At 69.6% G+C, this 24,657-nt stretch carries 26 protein-coding genes; 10 read left to right on the top strand and 16 right to left on the bottom strand.

Translation table 11 applies throughout. The features are described from left to right. Positions 1–14 precede the first annotated feature (14 nt). Entirely contained in the window at positions 15–1,136 is a 1,122-nt protein-coding gene (locus FHX44_RS40070) for a baeRF11 domain-containing protein (protein ID WP_147260530.1), read from the bottom strand. A gap of 230 nt (positions 1,137–1,366) precedes the next feature. Here FHX44_RS40070 and FHX44_RS40075 point away from each other — a divergent pair, with 230 nt between their 5' ends. Continuing rightward, entirely contained in the window at positions 1,367–2,359 is a 993-nt protein-coding gene (locus FHX44_RS40075) for a calcium/sodium antiporter (RefSeq protein WP_147260531.1), read from the top strand. Positions 2,360–2,448: 89 nt separating this feature from the next. Here FHX44_RS40075 and FHX44_RS40080 read toward each other — a convergent pair whose 3' ends face one another. From FHX44_RS40080 to FHX44_RS40095, 4 genes are all read right to left on the bottom strand, one after another. Then, positions 2,449–2,985 carry a copper chaperone PCu(A)C gene (locus FHX44_RS40080; protein WP_147260532.1) on the bottom strand — a complete coding sequence of 179 codons (537 nt, stop codon included), beginning with the start codon at positions 2,983–2,985 and terminating at the stop codon, positions 2,449–2,451. A 68-nt stretch (positions 2,986–3,053) separates the two neighbouring features. After that, positions 3,054–4,550, bottom strand: a complete 1,497-nt coding sequence (locus FHX44_RS40085; protein ID WP_147260533.1) for a basic amino acid/polyamine antiporter — start codon at positions 4,548–4,550, stop codon at positions 3,054–3,056. Between the two features lie 7 nt (positions 4,551–4,557). Then, a complete protein-coding gene (locus FHX44_RS40090) occupies positions 4,558–4,860 on the bottom strand; it encodes a hypothetical protein (protein ID WP_147260534.1) in 303 nt (100 codons plus the stop codon). A 235-nt stretch (positions 4,861–5,095) separates the two neighbouring features. Then, on the bottom strand, positions 5,096–5,563 hold the full coding sequence (locus FHX44_RS40095; protein ID WP_170309234.1) for a copper chaperone PCu(A)C: 468 nt from the start codon (positions 5,561–5,563) through the stop codon (positions 5,096–5,098). A gap of 656 nt (positions 5,564–6,219) precedes the next feature. On the opposite strand from FHX44_RS40095, the gene FHX44_RS40100 reads away from it, so the two are divergent. The 6 genes from FHX44_RS40100 to FHX44_RS40130 all read left to right on the top strand — a co-directional run bounded on the left by FHX44_RS40100 (position 6,220) and on the right by FHX44_RS40130 (position 11,275). Then, on the top strand, positions 6,220–6,738 hold the full coding sequence (locus FHX44_RS40100; protein ID WP_147260536.1) for an HdeD family acid-resistance protein: 519 nt from the start codon (positions 6,220–6,222) through the stop codon (positions 6,736–6,738). Then, positions 6,735–6,956, top strand: coding sequence for a hypothetical protein (locus FHX44_RS40105; RefSeq protein WP_147260537.1), 222 nt, complete (start codon positions 6,735–6,737; stop codon positions 6,954–6,956). The genes FHX44_RS40100 and FHX44_RS40105 overlap by 4 nt, the downstream gene beginning before the upstream one ends. 23 nt (positions 6,957–6,979) lie before the next feature. Continuing rightward, the gene (locus tag FHX44_RS40110) at positions 6,980–8,236 is read left to right on the top strand and encodes an arginine deiminase (RefSeq protein WP_147260538.1); all 1,257 of its coding nucleotides are present in this window, start codon (positions 6,980–6,982) and stop codon (positions 8,234–8,236) included. Further along, positions 8,220–9,257 carry a S1C family serine protease gene (locus FHX44_RS40115; protein ID WP_147260539.1) on the top strand — a complete coding sequence of 346 codons (1,038 nt, stop codon included), beginning with the start codon at positions 8,220–8,222 and terminating at the stop codon, positions 9,255–9,257. Before FHX44_RS40110 ends, FHX44_RS40115 begins: the two co-directional genes overlap by 17 nt. 346 nt (positions 9,258–9,603) lie before the next feature. Then, positions 9,604–10,059, top strand: a complete 456-nt coding sequence (locus tag FHX44_RS40125; protein WP_147260540.1) for a hypothetical protein — start codon at positions 9,604–9,606, stop codon at positions 10,057–10,059. Between the two features lie 184 nt (positions 10,060–10,243). Continuing rightward, on the top strand, positions 10,244–11,275 hold the full coding sequence (locus tag FHX44_RS40130; protein ID WP_170309235.1) for a YhjD/YihY/BrkB family envelope integrity protein: 1,032 nt from the start codon (positions 10,244–10,246) through the stop codon (positions 11,273–11,275). Positions 11,276–11,493: 218 nt separating this feature from the next. Here the strand turns inward: FHX44_RS40130 and FHX44_RS40135 are convergent, their stop codons facing one another. The 11 genes from FHX44_RS40135 to FHX44_RS40180 form a co-directional block, all read right to left on the bottom strand. Beyond that, entirely contained in the window at positions 11,494–12,525 is a 1,032-nt protein-coding gene (locus FHX44_RS40135; RefSeq protein ID WP_147260542.1) for a mechanosensitive ion channel family protein, read from the bottom strand. After that, on the bottom strand, positions 12,522–12,749 hold the full coding sequence (locus tag FHX44_RS40140; protein WP_147260543.1) for a hypothetical protein: 228 nt from the start codon (positions 12,747–12,749) through the stop codon (positions 12,522–12,524). Before FHX44_RS40140 ends, FHX44_RS40135 begins: the two co-directional genes overlap by 4 nt. 15 nt (positions 12,750–12,764) lie before the next feature. Beyond that, positions 12,765–12,908, bottom strand: coding sequence for a hypothetical protein (locus tag FHX44_RS42550; RefSeq protein WP_170308692.1), 144 nt, complete (start codon positions 12,906–12,908; stop codon positions 12,765–12,767). Between the two features lie 13 nt (positions 12,909–12,921). Further along, complete coding sequence (gene nhaC / locus FHX44_RS40145; protein WP_147260544.1) at positions 12,922–14,484, bottom strand: Na+/H+ antiporter NhaC; 1,563 nt, start codon at positions 14,482–14,484, stop codon at positions 12,922–12,924. Beyond that, positions 14,481–15,119 carry a DUF308 domain-containing protein gene (locus tag FHX44_RS40150; protein ID WP_170309237.1) on the bottom strand — a complete coding sequence of 213 codons (639 nt, stop codon included), beginning with the start codon at positions 15,117–15,119 and terminating at the stop codon, positions 14,481–14,483. Before FHX44_RS40150 ends, nhaC begins: the two co-directional genes overlap by 4 nt. Before the next feature lie 288 nt (positions 15,120–15,407). Further along, entirely contained in the window at positions 15,408–18,155 is a 2,748-nt protein-coding gene (gene aceE / locus FHX44_RS40155) for a pyruvate dehydrogenase (acetyl-transferring), homodimeric type (protein ID WP_147260546.1), read from the bottom strand. Further along, on the bottom strand, positions 18,152–18,595 hold the full coding sequence (locus FHX44_RS40160; RefSeq protein WP_212612874.1) for a carboxymuconolactone decarboxylase family protein: 444 nt from the start codon (positions 18,593–18,595) through the stop codon (positions 18,152–18,154). Before FHX44_RS40160 ends, aceE begins: the two co-directional genes overlap by 4 nt. A gap of 284 nt (positions 18,596–18,879) precedes the next feature. Further along, positions 18,880–19,341 (bottom strand): DUF488 domain-containing protein, encoded by a 462-nt coding sequence (locus FHX44_RS40165; RefSeq protein ID WP_246170849.1) that lies wholly within the window; start codon positions 19,339–19,341, stop codon positions 18,880–18,882. Beyond that, positions 19,331–21,100, bottom strand: a complete 1,770-nt coding sequence (gene ctaD / locus FHX44_RS40170) for a cytochrome c oxidase subunit I (RefSeq protein ID WP_484291890.1) — start codon at positions 21,098–21,100, stop codon at positions 19,331–19,333. Before ctaD ends, FHX44_RS40165 begins: the two co-directional genes overlap by 11 nt. Before the next feature lie 76 nt (positions 21,101–21,176). Next, the gene (locus FHX44_RS40175) at positions 21,177–21,467 is read right to left on the bottom strand and encodes a DUF3040 domain-containing protein (protein WP_147260547.1); all 291 of its coding nucleotides are present in this window, start codon (positions 21,465–21,467) and stop codon (positions 21,177–21,179) included. A 301-nt stretch (positions 21,468–21,768) separates the two neighbouring features. Continuing rightward, the gene (locus FHX44_RS40180) at positions 21,769–22,233 is read right to left on the bottom strand and encodes a MarR family winged helix-turn-helix transcriptional regulator (protein WP_147260548.1); all 465 of its coding nucleotides are present in this window, start codon (positions 22,231–22,233) and stop codon (positions 21,769–21,771) included. Between the two features lie 120 nt (positions 22,234–22,353). Between FHX44_RS40180 and FHX44_RS42555 the strand changes: the two genes are divergently transcribed. The 3 genes from FHX44_RS42555 to FHX44_RS40195 all read left to right on the top strand — a co-directional run bounded on the left by FHX44_RS42555 (position 22,354) and on the right by FHX44_RS40195 (position 24,601). Continuing rightward, positions 22,354–22,635, top strand: coding sequence for a DUF3040 domain-containing protein (locus tag FHX44_RS42555; protein ID WP_170309238.1), 282 nt, complete (start codon positions 22,354–22,356; stop codon positions 22,633–22,635). 90 nt (positions 22,636–22,725) lie between these two features. Continuing rightward, positions 22,726–23,664 carry a slipin family protein gene (locus tag FHX44_RS40190; protein WP_147260550.1) on the top strand — a complete coding sequence of 313 codons (939 nt, stop codon included), beginning with the start codon at positions 22,726–22,728 and terminating at the stop codon, positions 23,662–23,664. Positions 23,665–23,764: 100 nt separating this feature from the next. Beyond that, positions 23,765–24,601: a universal stress protein gene (locus FHX44_RS40195; protein ID WP_425469214.1), complete on the top strand. Its 837-nt coding sequence runs from the start codon at positions 23,765–23,767 to the stop codon at positions 24,599–24,601. The last annotated feature ends 56 nt before the right edge of the window (positions 24,602–24,657 follow it).

A 24,657-nucleotide genomic window follows, 5' to 3' on the forward strand; every position in this document is an offset into this window, starting at 1 on the left:
GCGCCCTGAGCAGGTCACAGGGCGTATCGCAGGATCGCTGCAACCGGTCCGCCGTGGGGGACGTCCGCGGCACGCACCGCGAGCACGCGGCCCCCGGAGAGCAGCACCTGCCGAGCGATCTCGTCGACGACGCCGTAGCTGGCGGCATCGTCCTGGGCGAACGTGACCGCGCCCGTCTCGTCGTCCACGAAGCCGGGCAGCTTCACGTCGATGTCGGCCAACAGCGTGTCGATCGCGCCGCGGGTCGCCGCCCGGGCCAACGTCGCCACATCGGTTGACGCGCGCCCCTGCTCGAACCGCAGCTCGAACAGGTCCCTGACCGCGGCCAGCTGACCCGCGTACACCTCGTCCAACAGCGGTCGCGCCGCCGCGGCGAGGCGCTCATCGGGCACGCCCTCGGGATTCCCCCCGATGCCCCGCTCGACCAGGTGCGGGTAGCTGTTCAGCGACCGGTAGATCGAGTCGAGCGGCTCGGTCGCGGCGAGGATGAGCGGCAGTTCGAGCCCGGACAGGACACCACGCACGGCCTGGTCGACCTTCCTGGCGAACTGGCGCAGCCTGATCTTCTGCCCCTCCGAGCCTTGGATCCGGCGGATCGGGGAACGATCAGCGATCGACGCCTTGCCCGCCGAGCTCGCCGCATCGGTGGGCAGTCCGGGGACGTCGACGGTGAACGACGGTCCCTCGGGCGTCACCTCCACCAGCCTGACCGAGCCGGCTGCGAGGGCCAGGACGAACGCCGCCTGCGGGAACGTCACGGCCCGTAGCAGCGGCGTGAGGTAGAAGCGATCCGCTACCTCGACGACGCTGGACAACCGGTTCGGGAGGCGGAATGTCCGGACCCACCCGGCCGCGGCGAAGACGGCGAGGCTGCGCGCCTGCACGGCCCAGAAGTCGTCGTCGTCGACGAGATCGCCCAACTCGTCGCGCACGCTCGCGATCGCGGTCGGCGCGACGCCGGAAGCCTCCAGCTGCCGGATCGCCGTGGCCGCGAGGTTCTTCAACTCGATCCGGTCGGCCTGGGCGTCCTGCGTGATCACGCTCGTCGGCAGGTAGATCGAGACGCAGCTGGGGCCACGCACGGCGAGCAGCCGCTCGATCTCGGATCGCGTCGGGATGTCGGTGTGGAGAGTCATGCGGCCTCCAGCGGGTCGGAACGCGACGGTTTCACGATCAACGGGCAGCTGCCGCGGGTTGCCGCCCACGCTCGCTCGATGTCGGATGCCCGACTTCACCCGGAGCGGATGAGGTGCCGTCACCAGGCCCCCCAGCGATCCTGAGGGAGTCGCCATCACCGCGGTCGGCGCACGCTCGCGGTGCTCCTCGCCGATGATGAGAGGAGCACGGCCGTCGGGAGGGGCCTGGTGTGAACCCGGTGCTGGCATTGATCCTCGGGCTCGCTGCTCTGGTGGTGGGCGCCGAGATGGTGGTGCGTGAGGGATCCGCACTGGCGGCCAGGTTCAACGTCAGCCCGCTCGTGGTGGGCATGACGATCGTCTCGCTCGGCACCAGCCTCCCCGAGCTGGCCATCGGCCTCAACGCCGCTCAGCAGGGCAACGCCGGCCTGGCCGTGGGGAACATCGTGGGAACCAACCTGGTCAACATCCTGCTGATCCTGGGCCTGAGCGCGCTCATCCGGCCGATCGCGCTCGAGGCCCGGACCCTGCGGTTGGACCTGCCCGCGATGACCGGGGCGGCGCTGCTGCTCTTCGTCCTGGCCGTCGACGGTGACCTCACCACCGCCGACGGCCTCTGGCTGTGCCTCTACGGCGCCGCGTACCTGGCGCTACTCGCCGCGCTCGCCCACCGCGAGTCACGACAGCCGGCCGTCGTCGCCGACGACGGCCCATCTCCGAGCCCCGACCCCGACACGGCCAGTACTCCTCCAGCCCGGGCCCGGCCGGTTGCGGTCCGGGCGCTGCTGCTCGTCCTCGGCCTTGCCGTCGTCGTCATCGGATCGGAGTACCTGGTCGACGGCGCCGTCGAGATCGCTCGCGACCTCGGCGCCAGCGACGCGGTGATCGGCCTGACCATCGTGGCCGTCGGCACCTCGGCCCCGGAGCTCGTCACCACCCTGGTCTCCACCGTGCGAGGCGACAGATCCATCGCCCTCGGGAACCTCATCGGCTCCAGCGTGTTCAACATCGCCCTCATCCTCGGGCCCACCGTGCTGGTCGCACCCGGGACCGTGCCGGTACCCGAGGACGTACTGGCGCTGGATCTGGTCCTCATGGTGGCCGCCGCGGTCGTGTGCGTGCCTGTCTTCCTCACCCATCGACGACTGGGTCGACTCGAGGGAGCAGCGTTCGTGACGACCTACGTCGCGTACATGGTCTGGCTGCTCGGCACCCGGTTGTGAGCCGGTCGGAGCGAGTCGCGCGGGGTCGGCACCAGGACGCGGCTCGGCAGGCGGCACTCGGTGAGCGACCGCACGCCCGGGTCGACGAGTCAGGCAGGCTCCAGGTACTTGTCCGGTCGGACGTCGGTGTAGGTGCGGACCGGCACCTCGAGGGTGACCGAGCCGGCGTCGCGGAACTCGAAGGTGACCGGGATGCTGACGCCGCTGCGCAGGGTCTCGCGCAGCCCGGAGAGCTCCAGGTGCGGTCCGGTCACCTCGCTGAGGACCGCGACCGAACCGGGGGGCACGGGCACGTCCACGCGAGGAGCCGGCGAGGCATCGCCGTTCAGGAGAACAACCTGGTCGGCGAGATCGGTCCTGGTCCCGGTGAGCGCGTCCTCGGCCCTGCCATCGTTCGCGATCGTCAGGAGGAGTGCGGCGCTGTCCCCGGCGATGTGCATGCTGCCTCGTCCACCGGTGGATGCGACGGTGACGCCGAGCAGCCGGAGCTGGCCCACCTGCCCGTCGACGCCGTCGAGCTCGATCCCCGCCCGGTCGGGGGCCGGGGAGCCGGCCTGCCCCGAGCTGCAGCCGGCGAGCACCAGCAGGCTGAGCACGATCGTCCCCACGACTCCGATGCGGTTCATGTCGACTCCAAGGATCGGGCTCGCTCGAATCAGGCTCGAGTTGGACACGGTGGGCTCACGACGCTGGCTCAGATGGTGATGAAGCCGGTCCACAGGCCGACGACCCCGGTGATGCCGGCGGCTACGATGACGGCGCAGAGCGCCATCTCGGTGGCGGTGAACAGCCGGCGGCCCCGCTCGCTGCGCGCCTTGATGTACAGCAGCGTGGCCGGGGCGAGGATCACGGTCGACAGCAGCAGGAACTTCAAACCGGCGGCTTCGAAGAGGAACACCGTGTAAGCGGTCGCGACCCCGGCGATGATCGCCTCCTTGCGGCGAGTCCTAGCGTCAACGTTCTCGTAGGACTCGCCCGTGAGGCCGAGCTTCAGCGCGTACGAGGCGGCGAGGAAGTAGGGGATCAGCGCAAGGCTGGTGCACAGATCGAGCATGAAGTTCAGCGCGTCGGTCAGGACGACGGTCACGGCGAGGAGCGCCTGGACCGCCAGCGAGCTGACGACGAGAGCGGTGATCGGCGTTGCCTTGTCGTTCTCCCTGCCGAGGAAGGCCGGGAAGTCCTCGTTGCGGGCCGGGATGTACATCACTTCGGCGGCCATCAGGGTCCAGGCGAGGTAGGCGCCGAGGACGGAGACGATGACGGCGGCGCTGATGAACCAGCGGCCCCAGTCTCCTACGACGTGCTCGAAGAGGCCGATCATCGAGGGTTGGCGGGTCGCGGCGATCTGTGGCTGCGTCATCACCGAGTAGCTCGACAGCGTCACCAGGGCGAAGATCGACAGCACGCTCAGGAAGCCCAGGACGGTCGCCTTGCCGACGTCCTGGCGCTTCTTGGCGTAGCGGGAGTAGACGCTGGCGCCTTCGATACCGAGGAAGACGAACGTCGTGATGATCATGGTGTTGCGAACCTGCTCGTCGAGCGAGCCGAGGTCGCCGTAGCCGGTGGCGATCCAGTTGTCGGAGAAGATGCCGGCGTCGAAGGCGAAGAACAGCACGACGATGAAGACGAGGATCGGAAGGATCTTGAAGACCGTCACGATCCGGTTGATCACGGCTGCGTCGCGGACTCCCCGCGCGATCATGTAGTGGAACAGCCAGACACCGACGGTGGAGAGCGCCACCGCGACGACGGTGTCGCCGTCACCGAAGGCGGGGAAGAACGCGCCGAGGGTCGCGGTGATGAACACCCAGTAGAAGGTGTTCCCGACGACCGCGCTGGCCCAGAAGCCGAACGCGGAGTTGAAGCCGACGTAGTCACCGAAGCCGGCCTTTGCGTAGATGAAGACCCCGGAATCGAGATCGGGCTTGCGGATGGCGAGGTTCTGGAAGACGAAGGCGAGCATCAGCATCCCCGCCCCCGCGATCACCCAGGCGATCAGCGACCCGAGGATGCCGGTCGCCACGCCGAAGCGCGCCGGCAGCGAGAACACGCCCGCGCCGACCATGCCGCCGACCACCATGCCGGTCAGGGTGGGCAGGCTCATCTTGCCCTGCGCGGTAACCGAGGTGTCGGCGCCCGAGGTGGTGGGCGCGACCGAGGTGTCGGCAGCCGAGGGAACCGTGTCGGCCATGGTCAGCTCACTCCCGTCCTGGTGACTGGTGGGTCGCCACCCGCTCGACGTCCTCGATCTTGCGGTGACTCCGTGCAGCAGGCTCAGCGCCGGACGCATGAAGCAGAAGACGGCGAACGGCGCGCGCGAACACGGTGAAGAACGGCGCGGTATCCTCTCGGCGGTTCCACCCTGACCAGTCCTGTACCTGGTTCATCGACACGACGCGCAGTCCGAGGTTCTGGATCAGCGCCAACACCCCGAGCCGGTGGGATTCGTCGACGACGTCGCCGCAGATGAGTGTCTCGCCGGGAACGTCAATCACCTTCATGTCCGGGAACGCCCCCGAGTCTCGTCGGACAGCCGCCCGGCCACCCGGAACTCGTGGCGTCGGGGAGACGCGTCGTGGAAACACGTCGCGACTCCTTTCCCCGGGCCTGCGTCTTTCGGTGCCGAAATCGGGCGAGATCACCCTGCCCAGTGGATGCTGCTGCGGGATCGTCCGTAGGGGGTGAGTTCGGCGGCGAGCCCGGTCGTCTGGCCGTTTCGGATCGGGAGGGGTTGCATCAGCGCGCCGGCTTGTCGGAGATCTGGGCCGGCACCGCGAGCGTCACGCTTTCCCCGGTGTCGAGGGTGAACGTGACTGGCATGGTGAGCCCGCCCAGGAGCCGTTCGGTAAGCCCCTCGAGCGCCAGCCGATCGGTGTCGTTTTCCTGCAACGACACCGTGTCGCCCGGCTCCACGGGGATGCGGATCACGTCGGTCGCTCCGCCGGTGGCCTCGTGCACCACGCGGGCCGCGCGGGGACTGCTGATTCCGGTCAACGCGACCCCCGTGGAACCGTCGTTGGTGACCGTCAGGTGCAGCGGCGCGGTGCCCCCCGGTTGCCAACCCTCCCGCGGCGGAGTGGCCACGTGCACGTGCAGCAGGCGCACGTCACCGATCTGGCCGTAGTTGCTGTCGCGGGTCTTGACGAACTCGGGCGGATCGACAGTTCCGCAGCCAGCAAGCGTGACGACGGCCGCGACCAGCAAGGACGGCCACCGCGGCCCGGCCGGTATCGACTGGAACGCCGTTCTGGGAGGCCGCCTGATCCGCCATCTCGGCCTGCGCCATGTCAGGGTCATCGGGTTGTTCCGCCTCCATCGTCACCTACCTGGTCGCAGGCACTGGCACAGCAGAGTCGGTGTGGGCCCCGCTGTAGTCCGCAGCAACGCCTCGGCCCAGCCGCGCAGGAATCGACGTCGACGGACACCCCACGAGCAGCGGGAGCGGACCCAGTAAGGGTCACTCTGCCCGTCCGGCGCGCGCCGGGGGTCGTCCGCGCGGGATGAGTTCGGGCTGCCCGTCGGGACTACTGCTCTGGCGTGACCGCCGGGCCGGCGACCGTCCCCCCGGCCCGGCTGGGTGCGCGGCGCGGGGCGAATTCACCCCTTGCGGAGGACGTCGGGCGCGCCGAGCAGGGACGACAGTGGGCTTCCTGCTCATTGCGCTGCACGCGGTGGATCAGATGGAGGAGTGCGCCGTGTCCGGTCCGCAAACCTCTCCCACATCAGCTTCCTCGCAGCCGCCGGCCCCGGACGGAGTCCAGCCGCCGGCTGCCGAGCAGGCCCGAACGCAGCCCATCGGGCCGCCGAGCGAGCGGCCGACGCGGCGGCCGATCTTGCCGTGGCGTCGGCTGGGGTTGGTCGTGTTCGGGCTGCTCACTGTCGTGTACGGGCTGCTGGTGATGAGCCTGCGCCCTGCTGCGCTCGCGTCCGTGGCCGTGCTCGCCGGGATCGCGCTGGTCGTGGGCGGTGTGGTCCAGCTCGGGCTCGCCTCCGAGGTCGAGAAGGGTTGGCGGTGGCTCGCGTACCTCGGCGGCGTCGTCGGGATCGCCGCGGGCCTCGCCGCGTTCTTCTGGCCGACCCTCACGCTGTTCGTGCTCGCCCTGGTCACGGCCTGGTCGCTGGTCATCAACGGCGTCGTCCGGATCGTCGACTCCGTAGCCACCCGGGCTCGGGAGCTGTGGTGGTTCGGGCTGCTCGCCGGAGTCGTGGAGCTCGGACTCGGTCTGTGGGCCATCAGCTCACCCGGGCGGGAACTGCTCCTGCTGGTGAACCTGATCGGGATCTACGTCATCATCGCCGGCGTCGACGCGATCGTGGTCGCACTGACCGCCGAGCGAAGCGGCGAACGTGCACAGGCGGGCGCAGGCCGGGCGCGATGACCAGGGTCGAGGATGTCCGCGACCCCTCCGTGGTCGACGCGGTCATCCCCGTCGTCACGCTGGTCGTCCTGATCGGCGGCTCACTCGCGCTGTTCGGCTTGGACGCGTTGGACGGCCCGCTCCAGCTCGCGCTGGTGTCGTCGCCCGGCTCGTTCTGGGGCCGCCCGCGACCGACATGGGCGATACCGGTGTCGAGTTCACCGCCCTCGCCGGCCTGATCACCATCTAGGAGGAACCGCCCATGACCGCCACCACACCGCGGCCGGCCGCAGCGTACGGCGTGCACTCCGAGGTCGGCACGCTGCGGAAGGTCCTCGTATGCGCGCCAGGGCTCTCCCACATGCGCCTGACCCCCACCAACTGCGACAAGCTGCTGTTCGACGACGTGATGTGGGTGCAGAACGCTCGCCGGGACCACTTCGACTTCATGAGCAAGATCCGCGAACGCGGGGGCGAGGTCGTCGAGCTGCACAACGTCCTGACCCAAATGCTCACCATCCCGGAAGCGAAGACCTGGCTGCTCGACCGCAAGATCGTGGCGAACGAGGTCGGCGTCGGCCTCGTCGAGGACACCCGGGCCTACCTCGACGAGATGGACAACCGGAAGCTGGCCGAACACCTCGTCGGAGGGCTGTCCACCGCCGACCTCCCGGACGACTTCCGGCCCGGCTACGTCGCACTCGCCCGGGAGTCCACCGGCGTTCCCGAGTACCTCATGCCGCCGCTGCCCAACATGCTCTACACCCGCGACACGACGTGCTGGATCTACGGCGGCGTCACGCTGAACCCCCTCTACTGGCCCGCCCGCCACGACGAGACCCTGCTGATGAAGGCGATCTACACCTTCCACCCCGACTTCACGGGCGCCCGGATCTGGTGGGGCGACCCCGAGCAGGAATGGGGCCTGGCCACCCTCGAGGGCGGCGACGTCATGCCGGTCGGCAACGGGGTCGTCCTGATCGGGATGAGCGAGCGCTCCTCCCGGCAAGCGATCACACAGCTCGCCGCCCGGTTGTTCGCCGAGGGCGCCGCTGAGCGGGTGATCATCGCCGGTATGCCGAAGCTGCGCGCGGCAATGCACCTGGACACCGTGTTCACCTTCGCCGACCGCGACTGCGTCACCGTCTACCCGGACATCACCGACGGGATCCACACCTTCTCCCTGCGACCCGGTGACAAGGATCCGGTGGACGTCACCGAGGAGAAGATCTCCTTCCTCGACGTCGTCGCCGAAGCCCTGAACCTGACGAAGCTGCGCGTCGTCGAGACCGGCGGCGACGCCTACGCCGCCGAACGCAGCCAGTGGGACAGCGGCAACAACCTCGTCGCACTCGAACCCGGCGTCGTCGTCGCCTACGACCGCAACACGTACACCAACTCCCAGCTGCGCAAGGCCGGCATCGAGGTCATCACGATCGTCGGCGCCGAGCTCGGCCGTGGCCGCGGAGGCGGACACTGCATGACCTGCCCCCTGCAACGTGATGCAGTCGACTACTAAGGCCGCCGGGCTGGTGGCTCTGTTCCTCGCCGCGTCCTGCACGGCTCCGCCGGCGCAACCGACGGCACCCCCACCGACCCCTCCGGCCGTGCCCGCTCCTGCGCCCGCCGGCAGCCTGGCCGACGTACCCGCCGTGTCGGCAGAGCTCTTGCCGAGCGTGGTCAAGGTCCTCACGAGCGGCGGCAACGGCAGCGGCGTCGTCTACACCGCCGACGGGCTCATCCTCACCAACGAGCACGTCGTGCGCGGTGCGTCGACCGTGCAGCTCGGCTTCGCCGACGGCCGGCGCTACCCCGGCACGGTCCAGGCGGTCGATGTCATCACCGACCTGGCTCTGGTGCAGACCGACCGCCGCGATCTGCCGGTGGCCCGATTCCGGACCGAGCTACCCGTGGTGGGCGAGCTCGCCATCGCGATCGGCAGCCCACTGGGCTTCGAGAACAGCGTCACCGCCGGCGTCATTTCCGGGCTCCACCGCGAGATCCCCGGCACCGCCGCGGAGACCCAGGCCCTGGTCGACCTGATCCAGACCGACGCCCCGATCAGCCCAGGCAACAGCGGCGGCGCCCTCGTCAACGCCCGCGGCGAAGTGATCGGGATCAGCGAGGCCTACATTCCGCCACAGGCCGGAGCGGTGTCCATCGGCTTCGCCATTCCTGCCGCCACCGCCGTCGACGTTGCCGAACAGTTGCTCACCACTGGACGCGCCCGGCACGCCTTCGCCGGGCTCGAACCGACCCAGATCACCCCCCAGATCGCCGCCCAGCTCAACCTCCCCGGAACCGACGGGGTCATCGTCGCTGCGATCGTCGCCGGCGGGCCCGCCGCGAACGCCGGCCTGCAACCCGGCGATCTCATCCTCGCCGTCGACGCCGAACCGACCCGGCGGCCTGAGGACTTCCTCGGCACGCTGCGCCGCCGCAACCCCGGCGACACGATCAACATCACCGTCCGCGGACCCGGTGGCCAGGAACGCACGACCCAGCTCACCCTCACCGACCGTCCCGCCTTCAGCCAGTGACCCCGTCGACCATTCGAGGAGGGTAGGCGGACATGAAAGCGTCCGTGATCAAGGGGATCGGCCACGTCGGTTTCATGGAGAAAGAGGTGCCGCAGCCAGGTCCGGTCGATGCCGCCGTGCGGACGACCAGAGCTCTGATCGGCACATCGGATTCCCAGACTCTCCGAAGGCCGGACCCGCGTGCCCGCGTGCAGGCGCCGCCCGTACTGGGCTGGTCCTCCCGCGTCCTGGCACCCGAGGTGACAGGCCTTTCGCCCGACCGGGGCAACCGGTGTTACTCCGACATCGCCGGGGTAGGCCGTTTCCCGACCTTGCACTCACGAAACTCGAAAGGCGCGGTGTCCCGATGACCGACCCACGTTCCAGCAACGCAACCTCCGCACAGCAGGACACCCCGCCCGATACCCCCGCGGCTGCGACGCCGGCCGGGGCCGCCGGCTCGGCCGAGAAGCCGCCCGGCCACAGCACCGTGCCGACTCGGCTGCGCGAGAAAGGCGCTGCCGCCACCGAGAAAGTCCACGCCCGCGTCACGCACGCCCGGGAGGCCGCCTCGCAGAAAGCACCCGCGGTGAAGGACGCGCTGCGCGACAGGCGCACCGCCGCCACCGAGAAGGTCCACGCCGGTGTCACGCACGCCCGGGAGATTGCCTCGGACAAAGCCCCAGCGGTGAAGGGAGCGGTTCAGGAGCGCCGCGGGCTCGCCATCGGACTCACCTCCGCTGTGACCGTATTGGGCTATCTCCTGCTGCGGCGCCTCCGCGGGCGCAGGCGTCGAACGCACGATGCCGTCGAAACCAGCTAGTGCCCCGTAGACCACTCCACCACGCGCTCGTGGTGCACGCCCAGCTCGCGGCCCAGGCCCACTCGGCAGCGAAGCCCCGGTCATGGGGCTGGGCGGCGGATCGGTGTGCTCCGTCCCGATCCGGCGCCGACCGATCGGCGTGAACGAGATGGAGGCGGGGAGCATGATGAGCCGCTCTTCGTCCGTGGCACGTCTTCAGGCAGCTGTCGTTGGGCTACGAGCCCGGCACGAGTGGATCGACCACCTGCTGCGTGCGGGCGTCCGATACCACGAGCGGCACGGGAACCATTTCGCGGCCGCGATCACGTTCTTCAGCATCCTCAACGCGGTTCCACTGCTGATGATCGCCTACGCAACGGCCGGATACGTGCTCGCCCTCAACTCCTCGCTGCTCGCCGCTCTCGATGCGGGCATCGCCCGCGCTGTGCCGCCCGAACTGTCCGACACCATCGAACCGGTCGTCCACGCCGCCATCGCGCAACGCAACACCGTCGCGGGCATCGGTCTGCTCGCAGCTCTGTGGGCCGGCACCTGGTGGATGTTCAACCTCCGCGAAGCAGTGTCCGCGCAGTGGACGATCCCACCGCGCAATCCGGCGTCGCCGCGGCGTCTGCTCTCCGACATCGCCGCTCTCGCAGGCCTGTGGATCGCTGTGATCGGCTCTCTTGCCATCAGCGCCGTCGGCACGGGACTGGGAGAAACCGTTCTCGGATTGCTCGGGTGGCAGGGCGCCGACTGGTCACAGCTCACCCGTACGGGCTTCGGCCTGCTCCTGAGCCTCGTGACCGACTGGCTGATCTTCTTCTGGATCATCACCCGCCTACCCCGGACGCGACAACACATCCAGGGCGCAGCGCGGGCGGCCCTACTCGGTGCGATCGGCCTCGAGGTGCTGAAGCAGGGGCTGACGATCTACCTGGGAGGAATCACCGGCTCCCCGGGCGGGACCATCTTCGGCACGTCGCTCGGGCTGTTGGTGTTCGCCTACCTCGTCTCCCGGTTCGTACTCTTCATGACAGCGTGGGCCGCCACCGTGCGAGGCAACCAGGAGCCCGCACCCGATTCGGCGCCGGTCGTGGTTCCGAGCGCAGCACCATCAGCAGGTCCGGCACGCTCTGAGCCGGGCATCGGTGTTGCGGTGGCGATGATCGGCTCGTTGCTCATCGGTGTCCTGGTGGGCGCCCGGCTACGCCAGAGCCGCCGCGGTTCTCCATGAGACATCAGAGATCAGCATGATGCGCCGTGTCCCGCAGTACTCGCGAGCCGAGCAGAACTCGGCTGCGGAGACGGCGAACGTGGTTGGCCAGGTCGTCCTGGTCGCCCTGTGCTCGTCGATCTCAGTCGGTATCGCCGTGCTCGCGAGGAAGATCGGCTGACCCGGCTGTCGGCCGAGGGATGGCGTGCCTGTCCCCTGAGTGTCCGCTGGGTCCGACATCATGCCGTGGGCGGTGGCGACGCCCGTTCCGCCGGGGCGGTGGCCGGCGGGGACCCGACGCCGGGTGTTCGGACGATCAGTTGGCGGGTCGCCAAGGCGAGGCCGTTGCTGTCGAAGGCCCGCGCGATCCGCTCGAGGAGGACCCGTTGCAGGGCGAACTGTCGGCCGGCGAGGGTTTTGACGCGCAACCGCAGGACGACGCCGTCGGCGGTCAGTGCCTCGACCCCGAGCACCTCCGGTGGTTCGAGGACTTCCCGGTCGAAGGGCGGGCTGTTGCAGACCTGTGCGGCGACGGCATCGAGGACGGTGCGGGCTCGGGCGAGATCGGTGCTGCGGGCGACGTCGATGTCGATCATTGCGGCCGACCAGACCTGGGAGTGGTTGCCGACGCGGTCGATCTCGCCGTTGCGGACGTGCCAGACGGTGCCGTCGAGGTCTCGCAGGACTGTCTCGCGCAGGGTGATCTTCTCGACGGTGCCGGTCGCGCCGCCGATCTCGATCTCGTCGCCGATGGCGAAGTGGTCCTCGAGGAGGATGAACAGGCCGGCGAGCATGTCCTTGATGAGGCTCTGCGCGCCGAACGCCAGGGCGAGGCCGGCGAGTCCGGCGCTCGCGATGAGCGGTCCGAGGTCCAGCCCGAGGATGGCGGCGATGGTGATGAGCGCGACGACCCACACGAGTGCGGCGAGGAAGCTGGAGACCGCGGTGGCGACCGCGTGTGCGCGCTCGCCACGTCGTGCCTCCTCGCGGGTCGGGACACCGGTCGGTGGCCCACCATCCCCCGGTGAGCTCGTGCGCAGGATCAGTGGCTGTGCCGACAGCAGGCGCGCCACGGCGCGGGCGACGATCCGACGGATGAGCCACCGCAGCACCCACGCGCCCAGGAGTACTGCGCCGATCGCCAACGGCCGGCCTACCAGCCAGTCAGCGAGGGCTGCGAGGGTCGCGTTGCCGTCGGTGCGTTCGTAGACCCAGTCGCAGACCACGCGGGTGCGCGGGCCGCACGCGTCGAGCGGTGCGCCGACGTTCATGGCGGGCAAGCGGGCGCCTGGTGGCGTTGGGTCGTGTCGGCGAACTCGGCGGCCCAGCGGTTCACCCAGACCAACACGAGGGTGGTCGTGTCGCGTTCGGTCTCGGCAGCGATCGAGACGAGGTCCTGATCGCTGAACAGCACCCGGGCGGCGGGCAACGCCGTGCCGGGGAACGTGAGGACGACCCACTCGGCCGGCCCGAATGCGGGAGAAGGTGCTGCCACGGGGCCTCCCACGAGTCAGTGGTCGACGGCGTCGCGGATCAGCGGGCAGGGCATGCAGTGCCCGCCGCCGCGGCCGAGTTCGGCGCCGACGATGGCGATGATCGCGGTCAGGGTCATCAGGGGCAGCTTCTGTACGGCCTTGGACTCGGTCGTGGTCATCGTGGGATCCCGTTCACGTCGCGGCCGGTTCGCCGTCAGTCGATCCGCTGTCGGTCGGTCCGCTGTCGGTCGGTCCGCTGCCGGCCTGTCCGCTGCCGGCCGGTCCGCTGCCGGCCGGTTCCACCTTCTCGATCCGGAAGCCGGTGAAGCCGTACACGACGGATAGCAGTGGGCTGGCGATGTTGAAGAAGCAGAAGGGCAGGTAGACCAGGGTCGGTACGCCCAGCACGGCGCCCATGAACGCTCCGCAGGAGTTCCATGGCACCAGCGGCGAGGTGACGGTGCCGCTGTCGGCGGTGAGCCGGGACAGGTTCGTGGGGGCCAGGCCGCGTTTGGCGAACTCGGCCCGGTAGACCTTGGCCGGCATGACGAGGGCGATGTACTGGTCGCCTGCGACGACGTTGAGCCCGAACGCGGTGGCGAACACGGTCAGGAACAGCCGGCCGGTGCCCTTCGCGGCCCGGATCATCGGATCGATCAGCCGGCCGATCAGCCCGAACTCCTCGAGCAGGGTGCCGAACGTGACCGCGCCGATGATCAGCCACAGTGTGAGCAGCATGCTGTCCATGCCGCCGCGCGAGAGCAACTGGTCGATGTCGGCGATGCCCGAGTCCATCGAGAAGCCGGTCGCCATCGCCTGCCACACAGCCGTGATTGCGGCGCGCACCGGGTTGAGACCGGGATCGGCGACGAAGTCGCGCACGACCGGGTACTGGGTGAACACCCCGAGGGCACCGGCGAAGAGCGCCGCGGCCATCAGTGCGAGCGAGGCGGGGGTCTTGCGGACCGACAGCACGACCAACAACAGCAGCGGCAGCAGGTTCAGCGGGGTGATCCAGTAGATGTCGCCGAGGGCGTTCAGCTCGCTGCCGGTGTCGCCGACGTCGGTCGCCGCGGGCCCCCAGAACAGCCCGATCAGCAGGAACAGCACGAACCCGATCACGAAGGCGGGCACCGAGGTCCAGGCCTGGCGCTTGATGTGCTCGTAGACGTTGACCTTGACGAGCTGGGCGGTCAGGACGGTGGTCTCCGAGAGCGGGGAGAGCTTGTCGCCGAGGTAGGCACCCGAGATCACCGCCCCGGCGGTGATGCCCGGTGAGATGCCGAGCATCGCCGCGATGCCGACCAGCCCGACGCCGATCGTGCCCGCGGTGGTCCACGAACTGCCGATCGACATCGCGATGATCCCGCAGATCAGCGCGGTCGCGGCGTAGTACCAGGTGGGCGACAGCACCTGGATCCCGTAGTAGACGAGCGTCGGGATCGTGCCCGACAGGTTCCAGGTGCCGATCAGCGCGCCGACGGCGAGCAGGATGAAGATCGCGCTGGTGATCGAGGAGACCGCGCGCTGGCCGGCGGCCTGGACGTCCTCCCAGCGGTGCCCGTTCTTCAGCACCACCAGTGCGGCGATCATCGCGCACAGCACCAGCGCCACCTGGATCGGACCGTCGAGCGCGTCCAGGCCGAACAGGGCGAGCGACCCGCCGATCAGCACGACCAGCGCGACCAGCGGGATGACGGCATCGGCCACCGACGGATCGCGGATCGCCCGCTCGCCGCGCTCGGTCGCGGTCATCGCAGATCGGGTAGTCGTCGATCGCGCAGCGCGGAAACGGCCGTGTCCAGGCCGGCGATGATGACGTAGATCCCGATCAGGTTGACCATCAGCAACAGCTCCCGCCCCGGTGCGGCGACTGCCCACGACCCGAGCACCAGTTCGACGGCACCCGCCAGCAGGCCGACCCACCACAGCTCGCGGTCGCGGTCGGCCACGGAGCCGACGATCCGGAAGACCCCGTTGACGACCAGCGACCACGCCGTGAGCACGGCGAGCACGGCGAGTGTGAGGGCGGGCCAGGCGAACGCGGCCACACCGGCGGCGACGCCGACGAGGCCGCCGAGGTACCCCAGCCACCGCCACCGGCGCTCCAGCTCGCCCGCCAGCGCGATCTGTGCGACACCGCCCGCGATCAGCGCGATCCCGGCGAGCACGGCCACCCCGGCGAGCGCGGCCGGGCGCAGACTGATCACCAGCATCCCGTAGAAGACGATCAGCAGACCGAGCGCGACCACGCCGACGGTGCGCCACCTCGACTGCCTCGCGACCTCAGGCTGTGCCGTTCCGACCGCTGCGGTGGCGCCATCTGCGACCGGCGGTGCCGACGGCGCGGCGGCGGACTCCGGCGTCGCGGAGGCCATGGGACCGGACACGGCACTCTCCTCCTCGGGCTCCCTCGTCGCGAGCACCGCGACCCTCCCCCGCATCCGGCGCATCCGGCCTCGCCCGTTGCGAACGAGATGACCGACGCAACCCGGCCCCGCCGCGGGCGCCCCTGCCGCGACTGCCGCTTCGCCCGGTCAGGTGCGGACGGTCCTGCAGTGACGTCTCACCCGCCGCGGACGATGTCGGCGGCATCGTCCGGTTGCCCGTCACGGTCCGGGAGCTGTTCGGCGGCCGGGATCGAACCAGTGACCTCTTTGGTGTGAAGGTGACGCTGCTCATCCGGTGCCTCCATTCACCCGTCCAGCCGGGGCGGCGAGGGTGTCGAGCCGGTAGGTCGCGATCGCCTGGCTCAGGACCGAGCGGTCGCGCTCCCCGTGATCGACCAGCTGCTGGAGTGCTCGCAGCACGATGGAGGGCGCGTCGACGTGGAAGCGTCGGCGCAGCGCGGGTCGGGTGTCGGAGCTGCCGAACCCGTCGGTGCCCAGTGAGGTCCACGGGCCGGGCACGAACGGCGCGATCTGGTCGGGTACCGCCCGCATCCAGTCCGACACGGCCACGGCTGGTCCGGGCCGTTCGCCCAGGCGTCGGGTGACGTAGGGGATCCGGCGGGGGCCTTCGGGGTGCAGCAGGTTCCACTCGTCGGTGGCGAGGGCCTCGCGGCGCAGCTCGGTCCAGGAGGTCACCGACCACACGTCGGCGCGCACCCCCCAGTCGCGCGCCAGGAGCCGCTGCGCTTCCAGCGCCCACGGTACGGCGATGCCGGAGGCCAGGATCTGCACGCTCGGCCCGTCGCCCTCGGGCGCGGCGGAGATCCGGTGCATCCCGGCGAGGACGCCGTCGATGTCGACGTCGTCGGGCTGGGGCGGCTGGAGGATCGGCTCGTTGTAGAGGGTGAGGTAGTAGAAGACGTTCGGGTCCTCCCCCGGGTGGCGCTCTCCGTACATCCGCCGCAGCCCGTCGCGCACGATGTGGCCGAGCTCGAACCCGTACGCCGCGTCGTAGGCAACACAGGCGGGGTTCGTCGAGGCCAGGAGCAGCGAGTGTCCGTCCTGGTGCTGCAGGCCCTCCCCGTTCAAGGTGATCCGTCCGGCGGTGGCGCCGAGCAGGAAGCCGCGGGTCATCTGGTCCGCGGCGGCCCACAGCCCGTCGCCCGTGCGCTGGAAGCCGAACATCGAGTAGAAGATGTAAACCGGGATCATCGGTTCGCCATGGGTGGCGTACGAGGTTCCGGCCGCCGTCCAGGACGCCACCGAACCGGCCTCGGTGATGCCCTCGTGCAGCAGCACACCGGCGGTGTCCTCCTGGTAGCTCAGCAACTGGTCGCGGTCCACCGACAGGTAGTGCTGACCGTGCGGGTTGTAGATCTTCCTGGACGGGAACAACGCGTCCAGCCCGAAGGTGCGGGCCTCGTCCGGGATGACCGGGACGAACCGCGGGCCGATCTCGGGGTCCTTCATCAGCTCCTTGAGCAGCCGGACGAACGCCATCGTGGTGGCGACCTGCTGGGCGCCAGAACCGCGTCGAGCCACCGCGTAGACCGGGTCGCCGGGCAGGATCAAGGGTGTGCTGGTCACGGAGCGGGCCGGTAGGTAGCCGCCCAGGGCGCGGCGGCGTTCGTGCAGGTAGGCCAGCTCCTCCGACCCGCGGCGCGGTCGGTGGTACGGGGGCAGCGTATCGTCGAGCGCGTCATCGGGGATGTCCAAGTAGAGCCGGTCCCGGAGGCCCCGCAGGTTCTCGCGGGTCAGCTTCTTCATCTGGTGGGTGGAGTTGCGGCCCTCGAAATGCGAGCCCAGCGTCCAGCCCTTGATGGTCTTGGCCAGGATCACCGTCGGTGCGCCGGTGTGCTCCGTCGCGGCCCGGTAGGCGGAGTAGAGCTTGCGGTAGTCGTGCCCGCCGCGCTTGAGGTTCCAGATCTGCACGTCGGACAGGTGCCGGACCATCGCGGCGGTGCGGGGGTCGCGGCCGAAGAAGTGCTTGCGGACGAACGCGCCGTCGTTGGCCTTGAAGGTCTGGTAGTCGCCGTCGACGGTGGCGTTCATCAACTCGACCAGGGCGCCGTCGCGGTCGGCGGCCAGCAGGGGGTCCCATTCCCGCCCCCAGATCACCTTGATCACGTTCCAGCCGGCGCCGCGGAAGAACGCCTCCAGCTCCTGGATGATCTTGCCGTTGCCGCGGACGGGGCCGTCGAGGCGCTGCAGGTTGCAGTTGACGACGAAGGTGAGGTTGTCCAGCCCCTCGCGGGACGCCACACCGATCGCGCCGAGGGACTCCGGCTCGTCCATCTCGCCGTCCCCGAGGAAGGCCCACACCCGCTGCGCGCTGGTGTCGGTGATGCCGCGGGCGTGCAGGTAGCGGTTGAACCGGGCCTGGTAGATCGCGTTGAGCGGGCCCAGGCCCATCGAGACGGTCGGGAACTCCCAGAAGTCCGGCATCAGTCGGGGATGGGGGTAGGAGGGCAGCCCGCCGCCGGAGTGGGAGAGCTCCTGGCGGAAGCCGTCCAGGCGGCCCTCCGACAGCCGGCCCTCCAGGAACGCCCGCGCGTAGATACCGGGGGACGCGTGGCCCTGGACGTAGATCTGGTCCGCGCCGCCCGGGGCGTCGTGGCCGCGGAAGAAGTGGTTGAACCCCACTTCGTAGAGCGAGGCGGACGAGGCGTAGGTGGAGATGTGCCCGCCGACGCCGATCCCTGGCCGCTGCGCCCGGTGCACCATGATCGCGGCGTTCCAGCGGATGTAGGCCCGGATCCGTCGCTCGATCCGCTCGTCACCAGGGAAGCTCGGCTCGAACTGCGGTGGGATCGTGTTGATGTAGTCGGTGCTGCCCAGGCCCGGCACGTCGACCTGCCGCTCCCGCGCTCGCTGCAGCACGCTCCGCATGAGGTGACGCGCGCGATTGCGGCCCGCGTGGTCCACCACACCGTCCAGTGAGTCCCGCCATTCCTGCGTCTCCGCCGGGTCGACGTCAGCGACCTGACGAGGCGACCGGTCGCTGATCGCCGCCGCGCGCTCGGGCGCCGCAGTCATGATCCGTCACCTCCGCGTGTCCGACTCGAGGAGCTCGCCCGGTCGGTGGCAGGTTCAGCCGCTCCATCACCCAGGGCGTGCAGCGCCAACGTGGAATGGGCGTAGGCGCCGCCGGCCCGCATCTCGGCGGCGACCCAGATCGCCTCCATGACCTCCTCGGGTGTCGCCCCCTTGCGGTGCGCGAGTCGGGTGTGCCCGGTGATGCAGTAGGGGCATTGGGTCACGTGCGCGACCGCCACGGCGATCAGCTGCTTGACCTTCTCCGGTAGGGCCCCGTCGGTGAAGACGGCGCGACTGAAGTTCTCGAAGGCCTCGTTGATCTCCGGGGCCAGCTGCTTGCGTCGGAGGGCGATCTCGCGGGTCGCCACCGGGTACATTCCCTCGGCCATCATTGATATCTCTTTCTCGCCAGCGGAAGCTTCTGCGGTGATGGCAACCATGGGCTGCCGGGACAGTGCAAATATCGGACCCCGCGTCCTGCCGTATCACCCTTGTGCCGAGTCTGCCGTGTCGCGGCAACACACACATCGGCGTCGGCTCGCATACTTCGGACCCACGCCGTGCCGAATCTCGGCAATGTGTGGTCAAGGTTCGAGCGTCGACCAGCACGAGGACACGGAATGCCGCCGGCAACAACGGGGCGAGCAGGCAGTGTTCCAGCTAGATCTTTCCTGATCGAACCGCGTCTGCAGTGCCGACACGGTCCTGACGAGGTGACTACCGATCAGCGCGATCGCGGCCCATTCTCGAGGAGTTCGGCGAGGACCATGGCTTCGCTGATCTTGGGGTCCCTGCTGGCGGTCAGGAGCGTCAGGGTCCGCCCGTCCGCCAGCTCGGTCAGGTGGAGCAGGGCGGCGGCCTGCTCACCGGTCGCGAGCTCGCGCCGGTAGCGGCGGCGGAACTCGGTGAAGCGCTGCGGGTCGTGGGCGTACCAGCGGCGCAGCGCGGTCGACGGGGCGATGTCGCGGCACCATTCGTCGATCTCGGCCCTGGACTTGCTCATACCGCGCGGCCAGAGGCGATCGACCAGCACGCGGATGCCGTCCAGCTCGGTCGCCGGCTCGTAGATGCGGCGCACCCGCACACTCGCAGGGCCCGGCGGCGCCGTCGCCGTTTTCTCCGGACGCCGTAGATGTCCGCCTTCGTTCTCCCAGACACGCTCGGCGAAGCTCATGTCACCGCGCACGGGGATCCTCCTCGATGTCGTGTTGCACGGCTCGGGCCGCGATTTCCGAGGGAACTGCCCGGGTGCGGCCCGGCCGCCCCCCGATGTGGGCCTCCTCGCGGAACCGTTCGACCAGGTGCGGGTAGTGCAGCTCGAACGCCGGACGCTCCGAGCGGATCCGCGGAAGCTCGGTGAAGTTGTGCCGCGGCGGCGGGCAGGACGTGGCCCACTCCAGGGAGTTGCCGAAGCCCCACGGGTCGTCCACGGTGACCACCCGGCCGTACCGGTAGCTGCGGAACACGTTCCAGACGAACGGCAGCGTGGACGCCCCGAGTACGAACGCGAAGATGGAGGAGATCGCGTTCAGCGTGGTGAACCCGTCGATCGGCAGGTAGTCGGCGTACCGGCGCGGCATGCCCTGGTTGCCCAGCCAGTGCTGCACCAGGAAGGTGCCGTGGAAGCCGACGAACGTGAGCCAGAAGTGGAACTTGCCCAGCGTCTCGTCCATCATGCGGCCGGTCATCTTGGGGAACCAGAAGTAGATGCCGGAGTAGGTGGCGAACACGATCGTGCCGAACAGCACGTAGTGGAAGTGCGCGACCACGAAGTACGTGTCGGTCATGTGGAAGTCCAGTGGCGGGGAGGCCAGCATCACGCCGGTCAGTCCGCCGAACAGGAAGGTGACCGCGAAGCCCACGGCGAACAGCATCGGGGTCTCGAAGGTCAGGTTGCCGCGCCACATGGTGCCGATCCAGTTGACGAACTTGATCCCGGTCGGCACGGCGATCAGGAAGCTGGTGAGGGAGAAGAAGGCCAGCAGCACCGCGCCGGTGGCGAACATGTGGTGGGCCCACACCGCCGCGGACAGCATCGCGATCGCCAGGGTTGCGAATATCATGCCCTTGTAGCCGAACAGCGGTTTGCGGGAGAACACCGGGAACACTTCGGTGACGATGCCGAAGAACGGCAGGGCGACGATGTAGACCTCGGGATGTCCGAAGAACCAGAACAGGTGCTGCCAGACGATCGCCCCGCCGTTGGCCGGGTCGAAGACGTGGGCGCCGAGGTGTCGGTCGGCGAGCAGGCCCAGCAGCGCGGCGGTGAGCACCGGGAACGCGAGCAGGATGAGGATCGCGGTCACGAAGATGTTCCAGGTGAAGATCGGCATCCGGAACATCGTCATCCCGGGGGCCCGCAGGCAGACGATCGTGGTGATGAAGTTGACGGCGCCCAGGATCGTGCCCAACCCGGCGACGATGAGGCCGGTGATCCACAGGTCGGCGCCTGCGCCGGGCGAGTGGAGTGCGCCGGACAGCGGGGCGTATCCGGTCCAGCCGAAGTCCGGGGCGCCGCCCGGAGTCAGGAAGCCTGACAGCACTATCAGGGCGCCGAACAGGAACAGCCAGTAGGAGAAGGCGTTCAGCCGCGGGAACGCCACGTCGGGGGCGCCGATCTGCAGCGGCACGATGTAGTTGGCGAAGCCGAACAGGATCGGTGTCGCGTACAGCAGCAGCATGATCGTGCCGTGCATGGTGAACAGCTGGTTGTACTGCTCGTTGGACAGGAACTGCTGCCCGGGCACCGCCAGCTCGCCGCGCATCAGCAGCGCCATCGCGCCACCGATCAGGAAGAAGCCGATGCAGGTGACCAGGTACAGGATCCCGATGTCCTTGGGATCGGTGGTCCGCAGCATCCGCAGGAAGGTCGACCCCTTCGGCACCCGACGGACCGAGTAGGGGTGGATGGTGACCGGCTCCGGGCGCGGGGTGGTGGCGGTCACGATGGCCTCTGATCCGAGGGGTGGGAGCGGATGGTGACGTCGGCTGTCCACGCAGTCGCCGGCTGATCGACCGATTTCACGACTCCCGCCGGCCGGTCTGGTTCCGGCGAGGGCGCAGCAGGGAGATCGCCGTGGCCAGCGCCGCGACTGCCAGCGCAGTCCCCGGCGCCCCGGCGATCAGCATGAGCACCCCGAACGCCGCTGCGACGAACATCGCGGTTGTGTACGCCCAGCGCGGCACCCATCGGACGGTGTAACTCGACGCGCCCGGCCCGACTCGGTTGAAGGACGCGGCGAAGCGCGGGTCCTCGGTGACGAATCGGCGCTGGACCTCGTCCAGCGTCTGTCGCTCCTGATCACTGAGCATGACGAAACCTCCTCCGAAGGCCCGCTCGACCCGGCACCGGTCGAATCCGGGGTGGCATCGCCGACCACGCGGCTACTGCGCTCACACCTCGGAGCGCTCCCGCCGGGCCCGCTCAGGCACAGCCCCAACGTGCCTCGCCCACGCGCCCAGCGGCACCGTCTGCAGCCGGCCAACTTGCCCGACGAGGTTTGCCGACTCCGGGCAGCCGCGCGCCCCGGCTGCGCCCCACCAGCTCGTGGGGCGTCATCGCGGCCGTCGCGGGCATCGCGACCGAACCGACCGGTGACTCCCGCTCACGCCCTCACCGATCCGGAGAAGGCTCGTCCTGCTGGTCGTGCCACATCGGAGGAATGAGGGTCCGATCCATGCGGCGCAGTTCGTCGCGGTGCAGGGCGCTGAGCCGAGCCAGGATCCGATCACCGTCCTCGGTCAGCAGCACCCGCACTACGCGCGCGTCGTCGGGGTGGCCGGCCCGGTCCACGAGCCCTTGCTTCTGTGCCCGGTCGACCAGCTCGACCACGCTGTGGTGGCGCAGCTGGAGCCCGTCGGCCAGCTCCCGCACGGTGGCCCACTCCCGGTCCGGAAACCCCTTCAGCGCAAGCAGCAGCTGGTACTGCTGCGGGGTCTGGCCGTGGGTGCGCACGGTCTCCTCGCTGAAGCGCAGGTAGCGGCGGATCCCGAAGCGGAACCGGGCCAACGCCTCGAAGTCCTGCTTCGTCAGCGGCCGCGAGCCCGCTCGCCCGTCCTCGGCCGTCACACCCACCATGACACCACGCCCCTCGGTCTCGTGCCTCTCGTTGCGGTCTCGGCCAAATATATCGTGTTACGATACATTTGCCGGGCACGGGGATGTGGCCGGGCGGTGACCATCTCGAGGAGGTGGATCGTGCTCAGTGATCACGAGCGGAAGACGCTGCGTGAGGTCGAGCGCCAGTGCATGGCCGACGATCCGGACTTCACCCGCGCCTTCGAAGCCGGTCAGACCCGCTTGGCGGGCCATCCGCACCAGCTGGGGCTCACCCTCGCGGTCGTGGCCGCGGCCCTGCTCACCACGTTCCTGCTGGTCGCCGGGTCGCTCGGAAGCTCAGTAGTGGTCGCGGCCGGGACCGGCCTGATCATCTGGGCGATGCGACACCGGTCGACCAGCACCGACCGACAGACCCCGTAGCAGTTCGCGAACCACGACCACCCTCGCCGTGCACGTCGAACGCCGAGCAGCTCACCTCAACCCAATCGCACGCGAGCATCGGAGGACGAGATGATCGTCATGTATGTCCTGATCGCAGCACTGGCAGTGGGCCTGCTGCTGCTGGGGTCGAGCGTTCGTGTCATCACCCAGTTCGAGCGCGGCGTCGTTCTGCGCCTCGGCCGACTGCGCTCGGCGATCCGCGGGCCCGGGCTCGCGCTGATCACCCCGTTCGCGGATCGCCTGCACAAGGTCAACATGCAGATCGTCACGCTGCCCATCCCCGCCCAGGAGGGCATCACCCGCGACAACGTCACGGTCAAGGTCGACGCCGTCGTCTACTACCGCGTCATCGACCCGGTGAAGGTGGTCGTCGACCTGCAGAACTACGACCACGCCATCGGCCAGGTCGCGCAGGCCTCCCTGCGCTCGATCATCGGCAAGAGCGACCTGGACGACCTGCTGTCCAACCGGGAACGGCTCAACCAGGGCCTGGAACTCATGATCGACAACCCGGCGCTGGACTGGGGCGTGCACATCGACCGCGTCGAGATCAAGGACGTCGCACTGCCCGAGTCGATGAAGCGGTCGATCGCCCGCCAGGCCGAGGCCGAACGCGAACGACGCTCCAGGGTGATCACCGCCGAAGGCGAGCTGCAGGCCTCGGAGAAGCTGGCGCAGGCCGCCGAGGTGATGGCAGCGCACCCGGCCGCACTGCAGCTGCGCCTGCTGCAGACCGTCGTCGAGGTCGCCACGGAGAAGAACTCCACCCTGGTGCTGCCCTTCCCCGTCGAGCTGCTGCGCTTCCTCGAACGAGCAACACCCGGCGAGGCCGCCACAGCGACGCCCTCACCCGAGGCAATCGCGGCATCGCCGCCCGCCTCGACCGACGGCCTGGTCGAAGGCCGGCAGCACGACGGGGCGAGTGAGATGCCCGCTATGAGCGGCCAACCGCCCACGGCGCCGGTCCCGGCATCGGCATCGGCGGTGCCCGCGGTCGCCGGCCGATGAACCGGGGCTGGAAGCAGGGTGCCGTCGTCGTCGCTGTCGACGACAACGGCTCCGCCCGCTACGCGGTGGACTGGGCGGCCGCCGAGGCCGCAACCCGACGCTGCCGCTGCGTCTGGTGCACGCCTTGCGCCCTCCACTGCCCCCGGACCCTCATGGGGTCGCCCCGATGATCGACAGCTTCGGCCCGGCGCATGCCGCGGCCGAGTCGGTGCTGCGGGACGCGTTGGGTCGCGCCCGGTCGGTGGCCTCCGACCTCGCCGTCTCGACACGACTGGTACTCGGGTCAGCGCGATGGGCGCTGCTCCGCGAAGCCGAGGGCGCCCAGCTGCTCGTCGTGGGCAGCCACGGTCGATCCGGACTGCGCGGCCTCCTGGCCGGATCGACGTCCATTCACGTCGCCGCGCACGCCTCCTGCCCGGTCGTCGTCGTCCGCCCCGCGAACAACACCAGCGTCGCCGCCAGCGCCGCCGCCCGTGTCGTCGTGGGCGTCGACCTGGCGTCGACCTGCACACGGGCGATCGGGTTCGCGTTCCAGGCCGCACGTCAACGTGGAATTCCCCTCACCGCCCTGCACGCCTGGACCCCGGACCCACCCGCGGACCTCGAAGCGATCTCCGGCAGCGCGACGATGGCCGAGGCTCTTGCCCGCCGGGGCACCGAGAAGGGGCTCGCCCGGTGGCGCGACGAGTACACCGACGTCCCCGTCGTCACCGAACTCGCGCGCGGCGAGCCGGCTCAGGCCCTCGTCACCGCATCGCGCGGTGCTGCGCTCGTCGTCGTCGGATCACGGGGCCGGGGGCACATCCTGGCGACGGTGCTCGGCTCGGTCAGCCAGACCGTCCTGCATCACGCCGATTGCCCGATCGCGATCGTTCGTCACGACTGCGCAACGGCGGCGGAGCCACCGACAGGCGTGTACCACGGACGCACCTCGTGAGCGCCTCTCCTGCGGCCGTGCCGCCTGAGCCCGCACCGGGTCCTCCGGTCGCGGTC

The organism is Pseudonocardia hierapolitana, assembly GCF_007994075.1.
Lineage (GTDB): Bacteria > Actinomycetota > Actinomycetes > Mycobacteriales > Pseudonocardiaceae > Pseudonocardia > Pseudonocardia hierapolitana.